This is a genomic window from Fictibacillus nanhaiensis, from assembly GCF_019801215.1.
In the GTDB taxonomy this organism is placed as follows: Bacteria; Bacillota; Bacilli; order Bacillales; family Fictibacillaceae; genus Fictibacillus; species Fictibacillus nanhaiensis_C.
Map to the genome: position 1 here is coordinate 649,312 of NZ_JAHVJO010000001.1, position 21,201 is coordinate 670,512.

Below are 21,201 nucleotides of genomic sequence, written 5' to 3' on the forward strand. Positions count from 1 at the left end.
ATGAAGCTTTATTCTTTTGGTAAATGGCTCTGCGGCACTTATTTTAAAAGCACTTACAAACCTGAGATCATGGGAACAGAAAACATGCCTCAATCTGGCGGCGTTTTGCTCTGTACGAATCATATTCATAACTACGATCCCCCCCTTGTGGGAGTGGCTTCCCCACGAGAAGTTCATTTTATGGCAAAATCAGAACTGTTTTCAATGCCTGTATTAAAAAATATCCTTCCTAGTATTAATGCATTTCCTGTAAAACGTGGAATGAGTGATAAAACGGCATTAAAAACAGGGATGAAGCTTTTGAAAGATGGTAAGGTCGTAGGGCTTTTTCCTGAAGGAACGAGAAGCAAGACGGGAGAAATTGGTGAAGGTTTAGCTGGCGCAGGTTTCTTTGCCCTTAAATCAGAAGCCCATATCGTTCCTTGTGCGATCATCGGACAATATAAAAAAGGACAGAAGTTAAAAATTGTCTTTGGAAAGCCTATTGACTTTACACATTTACGGGAGCAAAAAGCTTCCGCTAAAGAAGCGACAGAGCTTATAATGAAACATATAGGACAGTTAAAAACAGAAAATGAGTGATCTTATCTTTACACAAATGTTAACGTTCTTTCTTTGAGAAAGTTCAATAAATTACTTTTCTAATTATTGAGGAGGGCACGAACATGACAGAAGAAATGAGCACAAGTTTATCAAATGCTGCTATGGCTGAAAAAGGTGAAACCGTTACAGGTACTGTATTAAAAGTGGAAGACAAGCATGCTTTAGTTGATATAAGCGCCAAACAAGACGCGTTTTTACCAATTAATGAAGTTTCGAGTCTTTTTATCGAAAAGGTTAGTGACGTGTTAAATGAAGGAGATCAGATTACGGTTAAGGTGCTTTCTCACACAGAGGACAAGCTTCTCGTTTCAAAAAAAGCGGTAGACAGTGAGAAATCCTGGGCTGAGCTTCAAGAAAAGTATGAGGCTAAAGAAACGTTTGAAGTTGTAGTTCACGATGTTGTAAAAGGCGGCCTTGTTGTAGATTTAGGTGTTCGTGCTTTTATACCTGCATCTATGGTAGAGTCTCATTTTGTGGAAGATTTTTCAGATTACAAAGGCAAGAAACTCACAGTAAAAATTGTAGAATTAGACCATGAAAAAGGTCGTGTGATTCTTTCACATCGTGCTGTTACTGAGGAAGAAGATGCAGGAAGAAAACAATTGATCTTAGATCGGTTATCTCCTGGAGAGATTATTGAAGGAAAAGTTCAGCGCTTAACTGATTTTGGTGCTTTTGTTGACATTGGTGGCGTTGATGGACTAGTTCATGTTTCCCAGCTTTCTCATAAACGTATAGAGAACCCCGCAGAAGTCTTAAATGAAGGTGAGACAGTAAAAGTAAAAGTACTTTCTGTTGACCGCGACAATGACCGAATTTCTCTTTCTATAAAAGAAACTCTTCCTGGACCATGGGAAGAAGCAAGTTCTTCTATCAAACCTGGAAGCTTGATTGAGGGTACTGTAAAACGAATCGTATCTTTCGGGGCATTCGTAGAAGTTGCCCCTGGGATTGAAGGGCTGGTTCATATTTCAGAATTAGCCAACCGTCATGTCGGTAATCCAAGTGAAGTTGTAAAAGAGGGACAACAAGTTTCTGTAAAAGTATTAGATGTGAATAACAAAGAGAAAAAAATGAGCTTAAGCATGAAAGCTGTTCAAGATGATAAAGACAAAGAAAATTTAAAGCAAAATCTTCCAAAAGAAGAAAAAGGATTCTCATTAGCAGAAATGATTGGTGATCAGTTGAAAGAATTTAAATAAGCTGTAAAATGGCTCTCGATTTTGTCGGGAGCTATTTTTTTTTGACGATTAAGAGGTCCGTTTAAGTGGCATAATGCTACCGAGGTGAAATGCATGAATGACGGTACTTTATTTTATTGGTTCATGTGGATGGGATGGGTCTTCATAACCTTTTTAATGCCTAGGAGCGGAAAGAGGAATGGGCTCGGCATTACGTTTTTGCTAGGAATAATGTTATCAGGCTATTCGATATCTTTTTCGATTGGATCTGTCAACATGGCTTTTCTCTTTTTTTTATGTATCGGTTTTTTCTATGTTGTTCAACATTCCATTCAGCTTCTGTACTATCTTTCAGCATGCTTCATCGTTGCAACCTCTTATGTAGCTATTGAATTATTTGCACTTTATGATCCTGTGAAATTCATTATAGAAAAGAAATATTTATTCATTGTTGTTCTCGTTGTTATTTTAATGCTTCTTTCAAAAAGGAAGAATGACCTCTTTTTTGTTCCTTTAATTGGGTTGTTTATAGGGGATGCACTCTATCAAATCTTAATTTATCGGCTTAACGGTTATTTAGAAATAGGTTCTATGTATGTATTAGATTTGTTAGTCTCATCTTCAATGATTCTCTTATTTATGGTAGTATTGGTAGATATGTTCAAAAAAATAAGACGCTTGACGTTTAAGAAAGTAAATTCAGCAAAACAAATCTAGATTAAGTTGTATAAGAGCAGTAGAATTTGCTAAAATAAGTGGACTTGTCTAATTTTATAGAAACCTAAAAAGGTAAACGAACTTATAAAAGAAAATGATGATTATATATGATCAGGAAAAAAGGGAAGTGTCAGCATGACGAAACCAGTTTTAGCGATAGTAGGAAGACCGAACGTTGGAAAATCTACCATTTTTAACAGAATCGCAGGAGACCGTATCTCCATAGTAGAGGATATGCCAGGGGTAACACGTGACCGTATCTACAGTTCAGCAGAATGGCTGAATACCGAGTTTAATTTAATTGATACGGGCGGTATTGAGATTAGTGATGCCCCGTTTATGAGCCAGATGAAAGAGCAGGCCGAACTTGCTATTGAAGAGGCAGATGTTATCTTGTTCCTTGTAGACGGCATGAATGGGATTACAGCTGCTGATGAAGAAGTATCCAAAATGCTTTTCCGTTCTAAAAAGCCAGTCGTACTCGGTGTTAACAAAATTGATAACCCAGAACGAAAAGAATTATTATATGAGTTTTACAGCCTAGGGATGGGTGAGCCAATCGGTGTATCAGGGACACATGGTATTGGACTTGGTGATCTCTTAGATCAAGTAGTCAGTCATTTTCCTGAGCATGAAGAAGAAGTAAAAGATGATGAAACCATCTACTTTTCTTTAATCGGTAGACCGAACGTAGGGAAATCTTCTTTAGTAAATGCCATTTTAGGAAAAGAACGTGTTATCGTAAGTGACATCGCAGGAACAACAAGAGATGCGATTGATTCAGGTTTTGAGCGGGAAGGCCAAAAATACGTAATCATTGATACAGCTGGTATGCGTAAACGCGGAAAAGTTTACGAAACGACTGAAAAATACAGTGTAATGCGTGCCATGAAAGCGATCGAACGATCAGATGTCGTTTTAATGGTGATTGATGCAGAAGAAGGCATCATTGAACAAGATAAAAAGGTTGCCGGTTTTGCACATGAAGCAGGAAGAGCGGTAGTCATCGTTGTTAATAAATGGGATGCTGTTGAAAAAGATGACAAGACCATGCAGAAATTCGAACAAAAGATTCGAGATCATTTTCTGTACTTATCATATGCACCTATCGTATTCGTTTCAGCGTTAACGAAGCAACGTTTGCATCAGTTGTTCCCTGTAATCAATCAAGTTGCAGAGAACCATGCGCTTAGAGTTCAAACAAATGTGCTTAACGAGGTCATTATGGATGCTGTTGCTATGAATCCGGCACCAATGGATAACGGGAAGCGTCTAAAAATTAACTATGCTACACAAGTAGCTTCTAAGCCGCCTACTTTTGTCATTTTTGTAAATGATCCAGAGCTTTTCCACTTTTCTTATAAAAGATTTTTAGAAAACAGAATTCGTGAAACTTTTGGTTTTATCGGAACACCGATTAAAATTTTCGCACGAAAGAAGAACGATTAAAGAATTTAGGCAGAGAAAATAGTGGCTGTAACTTGGTGTATTTGCCGCTATTTTCTTTTTTAAATCTTTCAATAGAAAAATCAGGCTAGAGAGACAAAAAAGCAAAATAAAACACGGAGTGTGACATTTATGGGAAGAGTTGCTGTATTAGGTGCAGGAAGCTGGGGAACTGCCCTTGCCATGGTATTAGCTGATAACGGACACACTGTAAGCTTGTGGGGACGAAGAGAAGAACAAGTGCAAGAAATTAACGAAGAGAATCGTAACGAAAAATACTTACCTGGAGTTATACTGCCAAAGAATATAATAGCGACGGTTAAACTTGATGAATGTGTTAAGGAAGCAGATACGATTGTTCTTGTAACTCCAACAAAAGCAATGAGGGACGTTCTTGAAAAGCTAAAAGGAACATTAGCGCATCCAGTCACAATCGTACATGCGAGTAAAGGGATCGAACCCGGTACATATAAAAGAATTTCAGAAATTATCGAGGAAGAATTGCCAACTTCTTTATTAGAAGCTGTTGTTGTACTTTCTGGACCTAGTCATGCTGAAGAAGTTTCTTTAAGACAGCCCACTACAGTAACAGTTTCTTCTGAAAAGATTGAAACCGCTGAAAAAGTTCAGGATCTGTTCATTAATCAAAATTTCCGAGTGTATACCAATCCTGATGTAATCGGTGTTGAACTCGGAGGAGCATTGAAAAACATTATCGCGTTAGGAGCAGGGCTTTCTGACGGACTTGGATATGGTGATAATGCAAAAGCAGCATTGATTACAAGAGGACTTGCAGAGATCGCTCGACTTGGGACACACATGGGAGCCAACCCTCTCACCTTTTCTGGATTAACAGGTATTGGTGATTTAATCGTTACGTGTACAAGTGTACATAGTCGAAATTGGCGTGCAGGCAACATGTTAGGTAAAGGAATGGCGCTTGAAGAAGTTCTTGAAAATATGGGTATGGTCGTAGAAGGTGTAAGGACTACACAAGCTGCATATGAGCTAAGCAAGAGAGAGAAAGTTGAAATGCCGATTACTCAAGTTTTGTATGATGTTCTATTTAACCATAAAGGTGCTAAGCAAGCTGTAGATGAGCTGATGCAGCGTTCTCGAACTCATGAAGTTGAGGATGTTTCCTCCCTAAAGAGCTAAAGAAAAAATAGGTGAGTGTCTAAAAAAATTAGGCAATCGCCTTTTTTCTTTTCACGCTTCTTTTTTTATTGCATACGATAAGGGTGAAAAGGAAGTGGGAGGAGGACTTCAGGTGGAACGTGATCAACAATTTTTTGACAAGATTGAAAAGAAAACAAGTGTTAAAAAAGATGATATTTTTAAACTGGCACAATCCGTAAGCGGCTCTAATTTACGTGATGAGCGCACGATTCGAATGCTGATTTCCCAAGTATCTTCTATGGCTGGAGTGGCTGTAACAAAACAAAAGGAAGACCAGATCGTTCAGGCTGTTTTAAATAACAATATCCCTCTAGATCTGGCAACACTATCTAAAATGTTTGATGGAAAATAACGCCTACTTTAAGAATGAAATGTAAAGCAGCGTTTTAAATGATGGTATTGAACTGGAAACAAGGAAGTATTTAGTCAAACATCCGGCATCTGCCGGGTGTTTTTTTATGGTCATTATTTCTCTTTCTTGATAAATGGATTGGAGTTGAAGATGCCAGACTCCTGCGGCTCACCGCACGCCCTGCGGAAAGCGTAAACAACAAAGTTTAAGAACAGCCAAAGAAAAAACCGAGAAAATTATGCTATAATGTACGCTGTGGACAAGGAGGATACATATGAGTGAAGGATTATTAAAAATGTGGGTGGCGTTATCAGCCATCGGTCTAATGTTTATCGCTGTTTTTTCAATAATGTTAAGCCGTTCTAAATTGACCGGTATTCCACAGGCGATTGTTTCCTTTTTTGCATGGGCCTGTATGTTAGTGGCTGGAATACTTATATTAATCGTCGTATTTAGTGGACCTGTACAAGGATAAAGGAGGCAACTAAGATGTCAAAAAAATGGTGGATTCCCCTTTGTCTTATCCTGTTTACGCTTTCTGGTTGCTTATACCCTGAAGAAAGAAAGATGCAAAACAGCATCCCTTATCAGGATCAAATCGTTCTAGTTCAGAAAGCCGTGGAGAATTTTCAAAAAGATACAGGTGTATTACCGATAAGAACAAAAGAAGCAGACACAGATGTCTATCAAAAATACTTAATTGATTTTAACAAATTAGTTCCCAGATATATACAAGAACCGCCAGGAAATGCATTTGAAAAGGGTGGAACATTTCAATATGTTTTGATCGACGTGGAAACAAAACCAACGGTAAAACTGGCTGATCTCGTATTAACAGATCATGTGCAAGATGTGCAGGTAGCTTTAAACATATACATGGCGAAACATGAGTACCCGCCATTCAAAAAGATTGAAGCCCAAGGAAGGTACACACTCGATTATAAAAAATTAGGCTTTAAAGAAGATCCAAAGGTTACAAGTCCCTTTACAGGTAAAGAACTGCCTCTTATGGTAAACAGTGACGCTAAAATATTTATAGATTATAGAAAAGATTTAAAATCAGCGATCAGCAGCTATTCTGATGAGCTAGAAAAATATGAAGATATCAGACATCTGTTAGCGGAACATTCTTTCTTCGTTCCCGTTTATTCTGTGCCATATACAATTGAAAACAACAAACCTGTTTTTTTAATAAAATAGGCATGAACTCTCCCTTTTTCTAATACATTCATAGAAAAGGCGGAGAGTTTTTTTGGATAACCTTTTAACGGAACAAGCTTTATAGTTTCATCGGTAGGCACTAATTGTGCGCCCTCCCGTTTTATGGAACTATACAACTCAAGAATGAGAGGATCCAATAAAAAATTTTCGTCCTTTGTCATAATCAATAGGACAAAATCATACGATATATTGTCCAAGACTAGCATCCGGAACTCTATTTGGATCGGGAGGGAAACGAATGGAAAAAATCGATATTTTTAAAGATATCGCCGAAAGGACGGGCGGAGATATCTACTTAGGCGTAGTAGGAGCAGTAAGAACTGGCAAATCCACATTTATTAAGAAATTCATGGAACTTGTGGTGCTGCCAAACATTGAAAACGAAGCAGATCGTCATCGCGCTCAGGACGAATTACCGCAAAGTGCAGCTGGACGTACCATTATGACCACTGAGCCCAAATTTGTTCCAAACAACGCGGTGAAAATCAATGTAGGTGATGGGCTTGATGTGAACATCCGTCTTGTAGACTCTGTAGGTTATGCAGTACCAAGTGCAAAAGGGTACGAAGATGAAAACGGCCCTAGAATGATTCATACGCCTTGGTACGATGAGCCGATTCCGTTTCATGAAGCAGCAGAAATTGGCACAAGAAAAGTCATTCAAGAGCACTCTACACTAGGAGTAGTTGTAACAACCGATGGCTCGATCGGGGAAATTCCTAGATATGATTACGTGGACTCAGAAGAGCGTGTTGTCGAAGAATTAAAAGAAGTAGGCAAGCCGTTCATCATGCTGATCAACTCAACACATCCACATCATCCAGACACACAACAGCTTCGTAATGAACTTTGTGAAAAGTATGATATACCAGTGTTAGCGATGAGTGTTGAAGGTATGACCGAACATGATATCAACAACGTTCTTAGAGAAGCATTGTATGAGTTTCCAGTATTAGAAGTCAATGTAAATCTACCGAGCTGGGTTATGGTGCTTCGTGAGAATCATTGGCTGCGTGAAAGCTATGAAGAAGCTGTGAGGGAGACTGTACAGGATATAAAACGACTGCGCGATGTTGATAAAGTTGTGGGCTTCTTTGCGAACTATGACTTTATTGATGATGCCAGATTAGCAGGAATCGAAATGGGGCAAGGGATTGCAGAGATAGACTTGTTTGCACCAGATTACTTGTACGATCAAATACTAAAAGAAGTTGTTGGGGTAGAGATTCGCGGAAAAGATCACCTTCTTCAATTGATGCAGGAATTTGCATATGCGAAGACAGAGTATGATCAAGTGGCAGATGCACTTAGAATGGTAAAACAGACGGGGTATGGAATTGCAGCTCCTGCAATAACTGATATGAGTCTGGATGAGCCAGAGATCATCCGTCAAGGTTCTAGATTCGGCGTTCGATTAAAAGCAATTGCTCCTTCTATTCATATGATCAAAGTTGATGTGGAATCTGAATTCGCACCAATTATTGGTACAGAAAAGCAAAGTGAAGAAATGCTGAGATATTTAATGCAGGATTTTGAGGAAGATCCGCTTTCCATCTGGAACTCAGATATCTTTGGGCGCTCACTTAACTCTATTGTTAGAGAAGGAATTCAAGGGAAGATTTCATTGATGCCGGAGAATGCTAGATATAAATTGAAGGAAACACTAGAACGCATTATTAATGAAGGATCAGGCGGATTAATTGCCATTATTTTATAGCGTTAGACTCCTATAAAAAGGAGTCTTTTTTTTCTGTTGTCTTAAAAAATAGTACATTGGTACTCTGTATAAAAGATACTTTTAACTCTTTTTAGTGGTTATTTTTGTAAAATAAAGTCAATAAATAAGTACATTTAAGGGGTGAATCGTTAAAAAGGTCGAAAAAAGATTGAATTCTTCAAGTTAATCGTATAATATAAGGCTTGTCACAGATAAAATAAGTAAAATCCTGTATATTACATAGAATTTCTTGCTTAAAATAATCAAACTCTACCGATATATGTATTAGGTTCTTTGAGAGGAGGTGAATGGAATGAACAAGACTGATCTTATCAACACAGTTTCTGAGCAAGCTCAACTATCAAAGAAAGATGCATCTAAAGCCGTTGACGCTGTTTTTGAAGCAATCACTGGTACTCTTCAAAGCGGAAGCAAGGTACAACTTATCGGTTTTGGTAACTTCGAAGTTCGTGAGCGTGCTGCTCGTAAAGGCCGTAACCCACAAACTGGACAAGAAATCGAAATTTCTGCAAGCAAGGTTCCTGCTTTCAAACCAGGGAAAGCCCTTAAGGACGCTGTTAAATAATTGATACATAGGGCAATTAGACCGTGATTTATCACGGTCTTTTTCTTTTGTTTAAAATTCATCTTTTTACATCTCTTCTCCCATGCCATCTGAGGCATTGCTTCATTTTAATTGGGTCTTTATTCTCGATTACCACGCACATTCTTTTTTAGCTGTTCTTTTTAAAAGAACAAATAAGTATACCAATCCTTGTAAGGGTTTTCTACTTTTGCTATTCTACATGCAGTATGCTAAAATTTTGCTATTGTGTTATTGGAATTGGAGGACAAAAAGCGTGGCGGAAGTTCAAAAAGAAAAAATTGAAACAGCAGTTAAAATGATATTAGAAGCGATTGGTGAAGATCCTGAGAGAGAGGGTCTAATAGATACTCCGAAACGAGTGGCTAAAATGTATGAAGAAGTCTTTCAAGGATTGAACCAAGATCCGAAAGAACATTTTGCTACAATATTTGGGGAAGATCATGAAGAACTTGTACTTGTGAAGGACATCCCTTTTTATTCCATGTGTGAGCATCACTTAGTTCCTTTTTTTGGTAAGGCGCATATCGGCTACATTCCAAAAGGCGGTAAAGTGACAGGATTGAGTAAACTTGCAAGAGCAGTGGAAGCTGTAACGAAGAGACCGCAACTGCAAGAACGGATTACTTCAACCATCGCAAACAGCTTATTAGAGACGCTTGAGCCGCATGGTGTAATTGTGGTGATTGAAGCTGAACATATGTGTATGACGATGCGCGGAGTGAAAAAGCCAGGGTCACTAACAGTCACTTCTGCCGTTCGAGGAGTCTTTGAAAATGATGCAGCGGCTCGTGCAGAAGTATTAAGTTTTATTCGAAACTAGGAGGATTACCAATGAAATCAGAATTTGATTTTTTTGTAATTAAAGCAAAAGAAAACGGAGTAAATGTGATTGGATTAACCCGTGGTACGGAAACAAGGTTTCACCATTCAGAAAAATTGGATAAAGGTGAAGTCATGATCGCACAGTTTACTGAACACACATCTGCTGTGAAAGTTAGAGGGAAAGCGGTCATTTATACAAAACACGGTGAAGTAGACACAGAATCATAAGGTGAAATGCTCATAAATTATCTGGTCATCAATGGCCAACTACAAAGGGCTAGGCATCAGCCTAGTTTTCTTTATGTCTTTTTCATGGATTGAATCCGTATACAATTGGGGACTATGGTATAATAATGAGGCACATTTTGCTGTATCATTGGAGGCATATGATGAACACCATGGAACAAATTCAACGTTTAAAACAGCATACACTTTTACTGATGCAGCATCGTTATGTGGATGAGTTTTTACTGCATCCTGTATTGCATGATGCTAAAGTGTTCATTACATACGGTTTGCTTCGCGAACTTGAACTCGATGAAGCAGTGGAAGCTGAGTACTTCGGTTCAATTCTTTTAATTCAATCCGCTCTTGACCGTCATGATGATATACTTGAACCTAATATGATTGCCCATAAAAAGAAAAGACAGCTCGTGGTTTTGTCTGGGGATTATTTTAGCAGTCTATATTACCTCTTGTTGTCACGTTGTGAAAATTTAGATTTGATTTCTCATCTCTCAACAGCCGTTCAAAAAATAAACGAACATAAAACTTACTTGCATTTGAACATAAAAAATAGAAGTTCTATGGAATATTTAAAATCCGTAGAGCAAATGGAAAGCTTGTTGTATACAAAAGCGGCAGAGTCTTTCGGTTTACATAAATATATACCATTTATTGAGCGTTATCTTCTCATTGCTCGTTATCAATCGAAGGAATCAAGATCCGTATTAAATAAAAAACAGTTGAACAGCATTAAGAAATTCGAGTGTGATATTCGTGAAAAAAAGGTGGATGTTCCCTTTTTGTTTACAAGAGAAGAAAGCACGATGTACGATTGCTTTGAAAATGACCTATTGTTAGGAGAGGGTTAATCCGATGTTGAGTAAAGAAGAAAGGGTTCACTCTGTATTTGAAAAGATCTCTGATCAATATGATTATATGAATGATCTAATAAGTTTTAAACAACATAGCAAATGGCGCAAAGATACGATGAAAAAGATGAACGTGCAACTAGGTGATCATTGCTTAGACGTATGCTGCGGTACTGGTGAATGGACATTTGCCCTTGCAGAAGCAGCAGGTGAGCACGGTCAGGTTAAAGGGCTTGATTTTAGCGAGAACATGCTGAAGGTAGGACGTGAGAAGTTAAAAAAACGACACACTCCACAAGTTACCTTCATTCATGGGAATGCGATGGAGCTTCCGTTCGAAGAGAATTCGTTTGATTTTGTTACGATCGGTTTTGGTCTTAGAAACGTTCCTGATTATCTTCAAACGCTTAAAGAAATGGCTAGAGTGGTAAAGCCAGGTGGAAGAGTAGTATGTCTTGAAACCTCACATCCGACTGTACCTGTATTCAAACAGCTCTTTGCATTATATTTTACGTATATCATGCCTGTTTTTGGCAAGTTATTTGCAAAAAGCTATCAAGAATACGCATGGCTCCAAGAATCAACTGAAGCTTTTTTAACAAAAGAAGAGCTTGCAAAACTATTTAAAGAAGCAGGATTATGTAATGTCGAAGTTAAATCGTATGCATTAGGTGCAGCAGCAATGCATACAGGGAAAAAACAGCAATAGAAGAGAGCGTTGCAGTGTGTGGAATAAATTTAAAGTGATTTTAGAAATGATTAAGTTTGAACATACGGTTTTTGCGCTTCCATTTGCCTACTTGGGTGCAATTATGGGAAGTCTTTTGGAAGAAGGTACTCTCCCAACCTTGTTGGAATGGATTTGGATAACATTGGCGATGGTAGGTGCTAGAAGCTCTGCAATGGCACTAAATCGAGCAATTGACGCTGATATTGATGAGGCGAATCCTCGAACGAAGACTCGCGCTATCCCCGCTAAACTGTTGAAAAAAAGCGAAGTCTATCTGTTTATTATTCTTTCGCTTTCCTTATTACTTTTTAGTGCGTATCAGTTAAACGTATTATCAATGAAATTGCTGCCGCTTGCGGTATTCTTTCTTGTTATCTATTCTTATACGAAACGATTTACCTACTTATGTCACTTAGTTCTAGGCATCACGATTGCAATTGCACCACTTGGAGGATGGGTTGGAGCTACAGGGACACTAAGTCCAGAGGCTTTTCTGTTATTCTTTGGTGTATTGTTTTGGATTGCAGGTTTTGACGTAATCTATGCTACTCAGGATGCTGATTATGACAAGTCACACGGTCTTTACTCAATCCCGTCAACTTTCGGTATCAGAAGAGCGCTTATGACCGCTAGGTGGTTACATGTTGCTAGTTTCATAGCTTTTATGCTATTAGGTGTTGTTTCAGGGATGGGATGGCTATTCTACCTTGGAGTATTCATTTCAGGTGCCATTATGATTTATGAACATTCTTTAGTAAAGCCGCACGATTTATCAAAGCTAGATGTAGCCTTCTTTACAATGAACGGTATCTTAAGTGTTGTTATGTTTATTTTTTCAATAGGGGATCTTTTATTATGAAAACTATTACGATTGGTATTACTGGTGCGAGTGGAGCAATATACGGAGTAAGGCTGGCTCAGGAAATTTTAAAAAGCGGTCATAAAGTACACCTCGTTGTGACAGAAGCTGGCTGGCAAGTATTCAGAGAAGAGCTTCTTTGGGATACAGAAGATAGAGAAGCTGTCATTGAAGAACATTTTGGCTTCTATGGAAACGAACGATTATTTTATCATACGCTACGTGATTTTAATGCTCCAATCGCGAGCGGCTCTTATCAAAATGATGGAATGGTAATCATTCCTTGTTCAATGGGAACTTTATCTGGCATTGCTCATGGCGCGTCCGGTAATCTGTTAGAGCGAACAGCAGATGTTATGCTTAAAGAAAGCAGAAAACTCATTTTAGTTCCACGGGAAACGCCTTTACATAAAATCCATCTGGAAAATATGATAAAAGTTACGGAAGCTGGCGGGAAAATTGTACCGGCTATGCCTGGTTTTTATCACCTGCCTAAGTCAATGGACGATCTTGTAAACTTTTTAGTGGGGAAAGTTCTGGATAACTTAGGTGTACAACACGAATTGTTTACACGCTGGGGAGACTGATAGAATATGAACATTGGGGAAATCAGCTACACGAACATCATACCCCTATACTATTATTTAAATAGAGAGCGTCTGATGGAACAAGGTGTTAGCATAACACACGCTGTTCCTTCAAAGATTAATAAGTTAATGGAAGAACAACATGTAGATATAGGAGGGATTTCCTCTTTTTCTTTCGGAAAAAACGCGGATCGTTATCATCTCGTTCCTGATTTATCTGTTTCTTCTTTCGGAAAAGTAAATTCTATCTTTCTTTTTTCGAAGTACCCAATACAAGCATTACATGAGAAGAATGTGGCATTAACGTCGAGTTCAGAAACTTCTGTCGCACTATTAAAAATCATCATGTGCCACTTTTTCAAGGTTGAAGCATCTTTCCATGTAGAAGCTCCTCATTTTAAGAAGATGATGGATCAATATGATGCCTGTCTGTTAATTGGTGATGATGCAATAACAGCTAACAGAGTAAACAACATTTACTATGTTTATGACTTAGGTGAGATCTGGTATGAACAAACAGGACTACCTATGGTTTTTGCAGTAATGGCTTACCGGAAAGAAATGGAAGAAGAGAATAAGAATTTGCTTTCCTATGTAGGACAAAGCATGATTGAGAGCAAGGAACGCTGTCAATTTGAGAAATTCGCTCCTGTAATCAACTTTGTTATGAAGGAGCATGGTGGAAGCTATGACTTTTGGCAAAATTATTTTAATGGATTAAATTATGGATTTGATGGCGAACATGAAAAAGGACTTTCCTATTATTTTCAGCTGGCCAAAGAGTGCGGATTGTTACAAACAATACCATCTATCTTAAAATTTCCTATAAGTAACGGGCGATAGGGTGAAACAAAAGTGAAGTTAAAGGACTTATACTCATTTTTAAAAAAGGATTTACAACAAATAGAAGATCAGCTAGTACAATCTGTTAGCTCCGACCAGCCACTGATTCAAACAGCCGGTATGGAGTTATTAAAAGCCGGCGGAAAAAGAATCCGCCCTTTATTTGTGCTGCTTTCTGCCCAGTTCGGCACGTATAACATCCATCTAATCAAAAAACCTGCTGCTGCCCTTGAGCTGATCCATATGGCTTCTCTTGTTCATGATGACGTTGTAGATGATGCTGATATGAGAAGAGGCAGGAAGACGGTTAAAGCAAAATATGACAATAAAGTTGCCATGTATACAGGAGATTATATATTCGCTTCTGCATTGAAATTAATGACAGACATCAATATTCCAAGAGCTCATCAAATTTTGGCGCAAGGTATGAAAGAAATGTGTCTCGGTGAAATTGAACAGATTAATGAACAATTCGATACAGATCAAAACGTCAGAAAATATTTCAAACGGATCAAGCGAAAAACAGCTTTATTAATCGCTTTAAGCTGTCAATTGGGTGCGATAACATCCATGGCTGATGCGTCTCTTCAAAAAAAGCTATATGAGTTTGGTTATTGTGTAGGCATGGCATTTCAGATCACTGATGATATTTTGGATTTTACTGCCTCTGAAAAACAGCTTGGAAAACCAGCAGGTAGTGACCTGAAGCAAGGCAACATCACACTTCCCGTTTTAATCACTATTAACAAGCATCCTGAGATTAAAGACAAACTGAATTTGTACTATGAAAGCAAAGATTCTGTCTTATTAGCTGAACTATTAAAAGATATGAAACAGCTTGGGGGAATCGAGTCTGCTTCTAGGATTTCTGAAAAGTATTTAAACCGTGCTAAATTGGCTGCGAGCTCTTTACCTGAAACAGATGCGAGGGATAGTTTGTTAAAAGTAGCAGATTTTATCGCTGGCAGAAAATTTTGAGTGATTGCTAATTTTTAAAATTTTTGGTACGATTTCTCTGGGGAACTTGTCCCACATATACTATACATAGATGATAGGAGAGGGAATACATGGAAAAAACGTTTTTAATGGTCAAACCAGATGGCGTTCAGCGTGCGTTAATCGGAGAAATCGTATCCCGTTTTGAGAAGAAAGGTTTTCAGCTTGTTGGTGCAAAATTAATGAATATTTCTGAAGATCTTGCTAAAGAACATTATGGTGAGCACAAAGAACGTCCGTTTTTCGGGGAACTTGTAGACTTTATTACTTCTGGACCTGTATTTGCAATGGTTTGGGAAGGAAAAGATGTAATTCTTACAGCTCGCAACATGATGGGGAAAACAAACCCGTCTGAAGCAGCTCCTGGATCAATCCGCGGAGATTATGCAGTACAAGTTAGCAATAATATCATTCACGGTTCAGATTCTGCTGAGAGTGCAGAGCGAGAAATTGGATTGTTTTTTAAAGAAGAAGAATTAGTTTCTTATGATAAAGCTGTTTCTGTTTGGATCTAATTTTTTTCAACAAAATGAAAGCGTTTAACCGGCTTGAGAGCCGGTTTTTCTTTTTGTTCAAAATGCCTTGGATTCAGCCGATATAATGGATACAAGAGATAGAATTAACGCTACAATGCTTGCAACGGGAGAGAAACTGATGGACATAGACTACGAAAGTTTTAAAAAGAACATCTATGAAAAGACAGGAATTGATCTGTCTCTTTATAAAGAAGCGCAAATGAAACGCCGTTTAGTCGCATTGCGAGATAAGCGTTCTTTTCGTTCGTTTGGGGATTATTTTAGATCACTTTCATCCGATACCGAAATGCTTCATGAGTTTTTAGACCGCATGACGATCAATGTTTCTGAGTTTTATCGCAATCCTTCTCGTTGGGAGGTTCTTGAGACGAAGATCTTTCCACGGCTATTAACAGGAAAATCTTCCTTGAAGGTATGGAGTGCTGCATGTTCTACTGGTGAAGAACCTTACACCTTATCCATGATGCTTTCAGAGTACAGAGGCGTTGCAAACTTTTCAATTCTTGCAACTGACTTGGATGAAATGGTTTTAGATCGTGCAAAAAATGGTTTTTATTTTGAAAGAGCCTTACAGGATGTTCCAAAAGAAAAAAAGGAACGGTATTTTTCTAAACAGGAGCTTGGGTTTAAAGTGGACGATGTCTTAAAGAAACCTATTGCCTTTAAAAAACAAAATCTTCTTTCTGATCCGTTCGGTTCAGATTTTGATCTGATCGTTTGCCGAAATGTTATGATTTATTTTACGGAAGAAGCAAAGACCGTTCTTTATGAAAAATTCAGTAAAGCATTACGTCCTGGGGGCGTCTTGTTTGTTGGAAGCACAGAGCAAATTTTTAACCCGGGACTTTATGGACTAGAGACAGAAGAGCCGTTTTTTTATCGGAAAAAATAGAAGCTGGTTCTTTAAGTATTCTAAATTATTGTTTCAGTTGACAGAAAGCAAAGGATGGTTTAACCTTACCTTTAAGTTTAGAGTTTAGAATATAAATAGTTAGAATTAGTTTAGAGCCTAGTTGAGACAAGTTGAGAGAGTTTGAGTGGAGCAGAGCCGAGAATGGAAATGTACAAATGCCATGCGGGTTATTTCTGCATGGCTTTTTTGTTATTCTTTTAAAAAGAAAAGCAAATGGTGTATATGTTCCTTACCATCGATCCTCTTCGTATACCCCTCATTCTCCGTATTTTGCGGAGGTGCCATGAATGATTATTTCCTTTCACATCCCACCTTGAACGTCTGTTTTATTACTTGCTGATAAAACAAATCGTATAAAGGGGTGTTCTTATGATTCAGATTCAAAAAATAATGCAAAAAATAGTAAACCATAACACATTAACAGAAACCGAAGCTTTTTTCTTGTTAGAAGGGATCGTCAACAAAGAGATCTCGGACGTGCAAGCAGCGTCAGTATTAAGCATCATGAGTCACAGAGGAGAAACTGCAGAAGAAATAGTTGGCTTCGTAAAGATGATAAGAAAGATGTCTAATCGCAGTAACCAAAGATTTTCTCATGACATAATGGATACGTGCGGAACGGGTGGTGATGGTGCTTCAACCTTTAATATCTCAACCGCAGTAAGTATTATCTTATCTTCTCTAGGGATAAAAGTTGCTAAACACGGTAATAAAGCTGTCACATCCAAAAGCGGCAGTTCTGACGTGTTGGAGTCATTGTGTGTCAAGGTGGCCAAGAATCATCATGAGGCAGAATCACAGCTTATAAAAAATGATATTGCCTTTTTACATGCACCCTACTTTCATCCTGCATTAAAAGAAGTGGCTCATCTAAGACAACAGCTACCGTTTCGCACGATTTTTAACATCATAGGTCCACTATGCAACCCATTGTCTCCTTCTTATCAGCTGATCGGTGTGAGCAATGAAAAAACGGCTGCAACGATGGCAACGGCAATCAACATGCTTGGTATTAAAAAAGCCCTTGTAGTAACAGGGAATGATGGTCTGGATGAATGCTCGATAACAGATGAAACAAAGATGTATCTAGTGGAAAATGGTACGATTACGTCTTTTTCATACACCCCTGAAGAAGCGGGTTTACAAAGAGGCAATTTAAATGAAATTACAGTAAAAAACAAGCAAGAGAGTGCAGAATTGATTCTTTCTATATTTAAAAATAAGAGCAATGATTCAGCCAAGAATATCGTTATACTAAATGCTGCTGCAGCATTATTTGCATCTAATCGAGTACCAACAATTAGAGACGGTGTTGAAATCGTTCAAAACTGTCTTCGATCCGGAGTGGCGTATCATCATCTTTTATTCATATCAAAAGAGGAGGAGAAAGCTCTTGTTAACTAAAATTATGAAGCAAAAAGAAAAAGAAATTGCCGTTCTTCCTCAAATTACAACGAAAAAAGAATTGGATTACAGAGATAAAGACCATAGACCTTTTGCAGATAAGCTAAGAGATGCACCAAACAAACCAAGCCTGATTGCAGAAGTCAAAAAAGCATCCCCATCAAAAGGGGTGATCAAAGAACATTTTGATCCCATACAGATTGCCTTAGATTATGAAAAAGCTGGTGCGTCTTGTTTATCCATATTAACAGATACTGAGTTTTTTCAGGGAAGTCTTCAATATCTAAAAGAAATTCGGAATTACGTCTCACTCCCTTTATTACGAAAAGATTTTATTTTAGATGAAAGACAGATCATTGAGAGCTTGGAATTTGGTGCAGACGCTATCTTATTGATCAAAGCGTGCTTATCGAAAGAAAGGCTAAAAGCTCTTCATCATTTTGCACATGAATGCGGTCTTGAATGTTTAATAGAAGTTCACTCAAAAGAAGAGATCGACCAAGTATTTGATGTTTGTAAACCTTCCATGATCGGCATAAACAATCGTGATTTAAATAGCTTTAATACGAGTATTGATCATACTTTTTCATTACTTCCATTTATTAATGGCGATACGCTTGTTATAAGTGAGAGCGGAATTAAAACGGCAACCGATGTTAAGCGTTTGTCAGATCATGGTGTGAATGGGATGTTGATCGGTGAGACCCTCATGCGAGCAGAATCTATAGAAAATAAAATTAGAGAGTTGTATTCATGAGCGTACTTGTTAAATATTGCGGATGTCAGACAGAGGAAGATTACAGACTGCTATCTGCTACTAAAGCAAACATTATTGGCTTTGTTTTTGCAGAGAGTAAAAGAAAAGTAAGAGGTGAAGAAGTCTCAAGTTGGATGCGATCATATGGAAAAGAGAAAGAGTTGGCTGGTGTATTTCAAAACGCTTCTGTTGATGAAATCTTGCATGTCGTGAGTCAAGTCCCTTTAGATATCATTCAATGTCATGGACATGAAACGGTTGAAACTCTTATACAACTGAAAAAACAATGTTCAACAAAAATTTATAAAGCTATTGCGTATGGTGAGGATGTAATCGATCAGATCGCACTTTATGCAGAGTGCGCTGATGCTATCGTCGTAGACAGTGTTTCAGATGGTCAATTCGGAGGTACTGGAGTTCCGTTTGCGTGGACAGAGATTCCCCAATTCATAAAGAAAGCTAACAAATACAACATACCCATTATTATTGCAGGCGGGATTACCCCTGAAAATATTCACACGCTGCTTGAGTATCATCCAGATGGAATTGATATTAGCGGTGGAATTGAACGAGAAGGAAAAAAATGCGGGATACGAATAAAGAAACTAGAAGGGATGATGTAGCATGACAGCAACAATCGTACCGGATCACCGTGGAAGATATGGAGAATTTGGAGGTAAATACGTACCTGAAACGATTATGTTTGCATTAGAAGAGCTTGAGAGTGCGTTTGAAGAAGCAATTAGCGATCCTGCATTTAATAAGCTTTTACAGAAAGAACTCGCGATATACTCGGGCAGACCGACTCCTTTAACACTTGCCAACAGACTTAGTGAAACAAATGGTGGTGCAAGAATATACCTAAAAAGAGAAGATTTGAATCACACTGGTGCCCACAAAATAAACAATGCCATCGGACAGGCACTTCTTGCAGTTCGTATGGGAAAAAAGAAAATCATCGCTGAAACGGGTGCAGGGCAGCATGGAGTAGCTGCTGCAACGGTGGCTGCGAAATACGGACTTTCCTGCAAAGTATATATGGGGAAAGAGGATATTAGAAGACAGGCGTTGAATGTTTTTCGCATGAAGCTCTTAGGTGCCCAAGTAATAGAGGTTACAAGCGGCAGCCAGACACTTAAAGATGCAACGAACGAAGCGATCAGAGAATGGGTGGCTTCAGTGGAGGATACGTTCTATCTTATCGGTTCAGCTGTAGGACCGCATCCTTATCCTAAAATGGTTAAAAGATTTCAAGAAGTAATCGGAATTGAAACGATGGAACAGTTTGATGTTATAAGTGAAAGAAAACTGCCAGATGCAGTTGTTGCTTGTGTAGGAGGCGGAAGTAATGCCATCGGAATGTTTGCTCCTTTTATACAAAGTGATGTTCCATTGTATGGTGTTGAAGCAGCAGGTCTTGGCGTTGATACGAATCACCATGCCGCTACGCTATCTAAAGGTTCAAACGGTGTAATTCACGGATCTCTGACGAAACTTCTGCAAACAAAAGAAGGTCAGATTACAGAACCTTATTCGATATCAGCTGGACTGGATTACCCAGGGATTGGACCAGAACACGCTTATTTGCATGATACTAAAAGAGTAACGTATGAAGCAGTGACTGATCAAGAATCGATAGCAGCCTTGAAGCTTTTATGTGTAAATGAAGGAATACTTTGTGCCCTTGAGAGTGCACATGCTGTTGCTTACAGCTTGAAACTCGCAAGAACGATGGATGAGAATCAATCAGTTGTTGTCTGTCTGTCAGGAAGAGGAGACAAGGATGTTCATACACTCATGGAACATGTGGAAGGAGTCGAAGCTGAATGAATAAACGGTGGGAAAGCTTTCAGAATTCAACTCAGTATCGTTTTGTACCTTATATCATGGCTGGCGATCCATGTGAAGAAGCAACGATTGAACTTTCTTTAGCTCTCCAAGAATGTGGTGCAGCTGCATTAGAGCTAGGTGTGCCCTATTCAGATCCCCTTGCTGACGGACCTGTCATACAAAGAGCGGGTATGCGTGGATTGGGCCAAAATATGACACTTGAGAAAACCATTACACTTGTTTCTAAACTGCGAGAAAGAGGTTTGAAGATTCCCGTAATCATCTTTACTTATTACAATCTTTTGTTACAATTAGGAGAAAATCGCTTCGTCACTTTAGCTGAAGAAAACGGTGTTGATGGTTTGCTTGTGCCTGATCTGCCATATGAAGAAAGCAGCTATTTGCGTGAAATGTGCAGCAATCGCCATCTTGCCTTGATTTCGCTTGTGGCTCCAACTACACATGAAGATAAACTTCATAAACTCTCTAAAGAAGCGCAAGGTTTTCTTTATTGTATCTCTTCACTTGGAGTAACTGGAGTGCGAAGTGAGTTTAGAGATGGATTGAGTGCCTTTTTACATGCTGCCAGATTAAATGCGAATGTTCCAGTGTTAGTGGGATTTGGTCTATCTTCACGTGAACAGATTCAGCAATTCGAGGAAACAAGTGATGGTTTTATTGTAGGCAGCGCCATTGTGAATAAAATTGAATCATTAGAAAAACAGCTAATGTCTAATAGAGAAGAAGCGATTATGGAGTTTAAACATTTTATTGATTCATTGCTGCCTGTTTATAGTCGTTAAAAAG

At 38.4% G+C, this 21,201-nt stretch carries 25 protein-coding genes; all 25 read left to right on the top strand.

The window, feature by feature from the left end; genetic code table 11:
* The 25 genes from KUV80_RS03390 to trpA all read left to right on the top strand — a co-directional run bounded on the left by KUV80_RS03390 (position 1) and on the right by trpA (position 21,197).
* Positions 1-582, top strand: a complete 582-nt coding sequence (locus KUV80_RS03390; protein ID WP_222461264.1) for a lysophospholipid acyltransferase family protein — start codon at positions 1-3, stop codon at positions 580-582.
* Between the two features lie 83 nt (positions 583-665).
* On the top strand, positions 666-1,805 hold the full coding sequence (gene rpsA, locus KUV80_RS03395; RefSeq protein ID WP_222461265.1) for a 30S ribosomal protein S1: 1,140 nt from the start codon (positions 666-668) through the stop codon (positions 1,803-1,805).
* A gap of 93 nt (positions 1,806-1,898) precedes the next feature.
* The gene (locus KUV80_RS03400) at positions 1,899-2,501 is read left to right on the top strand and encodes a YphA family membrane protein (protein ID WP_222461266.1); all 603 of its coding nucleotides are present in this window, start codon (positions 1,899-1,901) and stop codon (positions 2,499-2,501) included.
* Between the two features lie 135 nt (positions 2,502-2,636).
* Positions 2,637-3,950 carry a ribosome biogenesis GTPase Der gene (gene der / locus KUV80_RS03405; RefSeq protein ID WP_222461267.1) on the top strand — a complete coding sequence of 438 codons (1,314 nt, stop codon included), beginning with the start codon at positions 2,637-2,639 and terminating at the stop codon, positions 3,948-3,950.
* A 129-nt stretch (positions 3,951-4,079) separates the two neighbouring features.
* Complete coding sequence (locus KUV80_RS03410) at positions 4,080-5,105, top strand: NAD(P)H-dependent glycerol-3-phosphate dehydrogenase (RefSeq protein WP_222461268.1); 1,026 nt, start codon at positions 4,080-4,082, stop codon at positions 5,103-5,105.
* A gap of 112 nt (positions 5,106-5,217) precedes the next feature.
* A complete protein-coding gene (locus KUV80_RS03415) occupies positions 5,218-5,478 on the top strand; it encodes a stage VI sporulation protein F (protein WP_222461269.1) in 261 nt (86 codons plus the stop codon).
* Between the two features lie 274 nt (positions 5,479-5,752).
* The gene (locus tag KUV80_RS03420; protein ID WP_222461270.1) at positions 5,753-5,953 is read left to right on the top strand and encodes a DUF2768 domain-containing protein; all 201 of its coding nucleotides are present in this window, start codon (positions 5,753-5,755) and stop codon (positions 5,951-5,953) included.
* A gap of 14 nt (positions 5,954-5,967) precedes the next feature.
* Positions 5,968-6,678, top strand: a complete 711-nt coding sequence (locus KUV80_RS03425) for a hypothetical protein (RefSeq protein ID WP_222461271.1) — start codon at positions 5,968-5,970, stop codon at positions 6,676-6,678.
* Between the two features lie 259 nt (positions 6,679-6,937).
* Positions 6,938-8,416: a stage IV sporulation protein A gene (gene spoIVA, locus KUV80_RS03430; protein WP_222461272.1), complete on the top strand. Its 1,479-nt coding sequence runs from the start codon at positions 6,938-6,940 to the stop codon at positions 8,414-8,416.
* Positions 8,417-8,729: 313 nt separating this feature from the next.
* Complete coding sequence (locus KUV80_RS03435; RefSeq protein WP_222461273.1) at positions 8,730-9,002, top strand: HU family DNA-binding protein; 273 nt, start codon at positions 8,730-8,732, stop codon at positions 9,000-9,002.
* 274 nt (positions 9,003-9,276) lie between these two features.
* Positions 9,277-9,843: a GTP cyclohydrolase I FolE gene (gene folE, locus KUV80_RS03440; protein WP_222461274.1), complete on the top strand. Its 567-nt coding sequence runs from the start codon at positions 9,277-9,279 to the stop codon at positions 9,841-9,843.
* An 11-nt stretch (positions 9,844-9,854) separates the two neighbouring features.
* Positions 9,855-10,073, top strand: coding sequence for a trp RNA-binding attenuation protein MtrB (mtrB, locus tag KUV80_RS03445; protein WP_066241872.1), 219 nt, complete (start codon positions 9,855-9,857; stop codon positions 10,071-10,073).
* Between the two features lie 161 nt (positions 10,074-10,234).
* Entirely contained in the window at positions 10,235-10,939 is a 705-nt protein-coding gene (locus KUV80_RS03450; protein WP_222461275.1) for a heptaprenyl diphosphate synthase component 1, read from the top strand.
* 4 nt (positions 10,940-10,943) lie between these two features.
* On the top strand, positions 10,944-11,648 hold the full coding sequence (locus tag KUV80_RS03455; protein WP_222461276.1) for a demethylmenaquinone methyltransferase: 705 nt from the start codon (positions 10,944-10,946) through the stop codon (positions 11,646-11,648).
* A gap of 16 nt (positions 11,649-11,664) precedes the next feature.
* Complete coding sequence (locus KUV80_RS03460) at positions 11,665-12,528, top strand: UbiA-like polyprenyltransferase (RefSeq protein ID WP_222461277.1); 864 nt, start codon at positions 11,665-11,667, stop codon at positions 12,526-12,528.
* Entirely contained in the window at positions 12,525-13,115 is a 591-nt protein-coding gene (locus KUV80_RS03465; RefSeq protein ID WP_222461278.1) for a UbiX family flavin prenyltransferase, read from the top strand. Before KUV80_RS03460 ends, KUV80_RS03465 begins: the two co-directional genes overlap by 4 nt.
* A 6-nt stretch (positions 13,116-13,121) precedes the next feature.
* Positions 13,122-13,958 (top strand): menaquinone biosynthetic enzyme MqnA/MqnD family protein, encoded by an 837-nt coding sequence (locus KUV80_RS03470; RefSeq protein WP_222461279.1) that lies wholly within the window; start codon positions 13,122-13,124, stop codon positions 13,956-13,958.
* Positions 13,959-13,970: 12 nt separating this feature from the next.
* Positions 13,971-14,936 carry a polyprenyl synthetase family protein gene (locus KUV80_RS03475; protein ID WP_222461280.1) on the top strand — a complete coding sequence of 322 codons (966 nt, stop codon included), beginning with the start codon at positions 13,971-13,973 and terminating at the stop codon, positions 14,934-14,936.
* Between the two features lie 89 nt (positions 14,937-15,025).
* Complete coding sequence (ndk, locus tag KUV80_RS03480) at positions 15,026-15,469, top strand: nucleoside-diphosphate kinase (RefSeq protein WP_222461281.1); 444 nt, start codon at positions 15,026-15,028, stop codon at positions 15,467-15,469.
* A 139-nt stretch (positions 15,470-15,608) separates the two neighbouring features.
* Positions 15,609-16,382: a CheR family methyltransferase gene (locus KUV80_RS03485; RefSeq protein WP_222461282.1), complete on the top strand. Its 774-nt coding sequence runs from the start codon at positions 15,609-15,611 to the stop codon at positions 16,380-16,382.
* A gap of 390 nt (positions 16,383-16,772) precedes the next feature.
* On the top strand, positions 16,773-17,807 hold the full coding sequence (gene trpD / locus KUV80_RS03490) for an anthranilate phosphoribosyltransferase (protein ID WP_222461283.1): 1,035 nt from the start codon (positions 16,773-16,775) through the stop codon (positions 17,805-17,807).
* Positions 17,797-18,564, top strand: a complete 768-nt coding sequence (gene trpC, locus KUV80_RS03495) for an indole-3-glycerol phosphate synthase TrpC (RefSeq protein WP_222461284.1) — start codon at positions 17,797-17,799, stop codon at positions 18,562-18,564. Before trpD ends, trpC begins: the two co-directional genes overlap by 11 nt.
* A complete protein-coding gene (locus KUV80_RS03500) occupies positions 18,561-19,187 on the top strand; it encodes a phosphoribosylanthranilate isomerase (protein WP_222461285.1) in 627 nt (208 codons plus the stop codon). Before trpC ends, KUV80_RS03500 begins: the two co-directional genes overlap by 4 nt.
* A gap of 1 nt (position 19,188) precedes the next feature.
* Positions 19,189-20,394 carry a tryptophan synthase subunit beta gene (gene trpB / locus KUV80_RS03505; RefSeq protein WP_222461286.1) on the top strand — a complete coding sequence of 402 codons (1,206 nt, stop codon included), beginning with the start codon at positions 19,189-19,191 and terminating at the stop codon, positions 20,392-20,394.
* The gene (trpA, locus tag KUV80_RS03510) at positions 20,391-21,197 is read left to right on the top strand and encodes a tryptophan synthase subunit alpha (RefSeq protein WP_222461287.1); all 807 of its coding nucleotides are present in this window, start codon (positions 20,391-20,393) and stop codon (positions 21,195-21,197) included. Before trpB ends, trpA begins: the two co-directional genes overlap by 4 nt.
* Positions 21,198-21,201 lie beyond the last annotated feature (4 nt).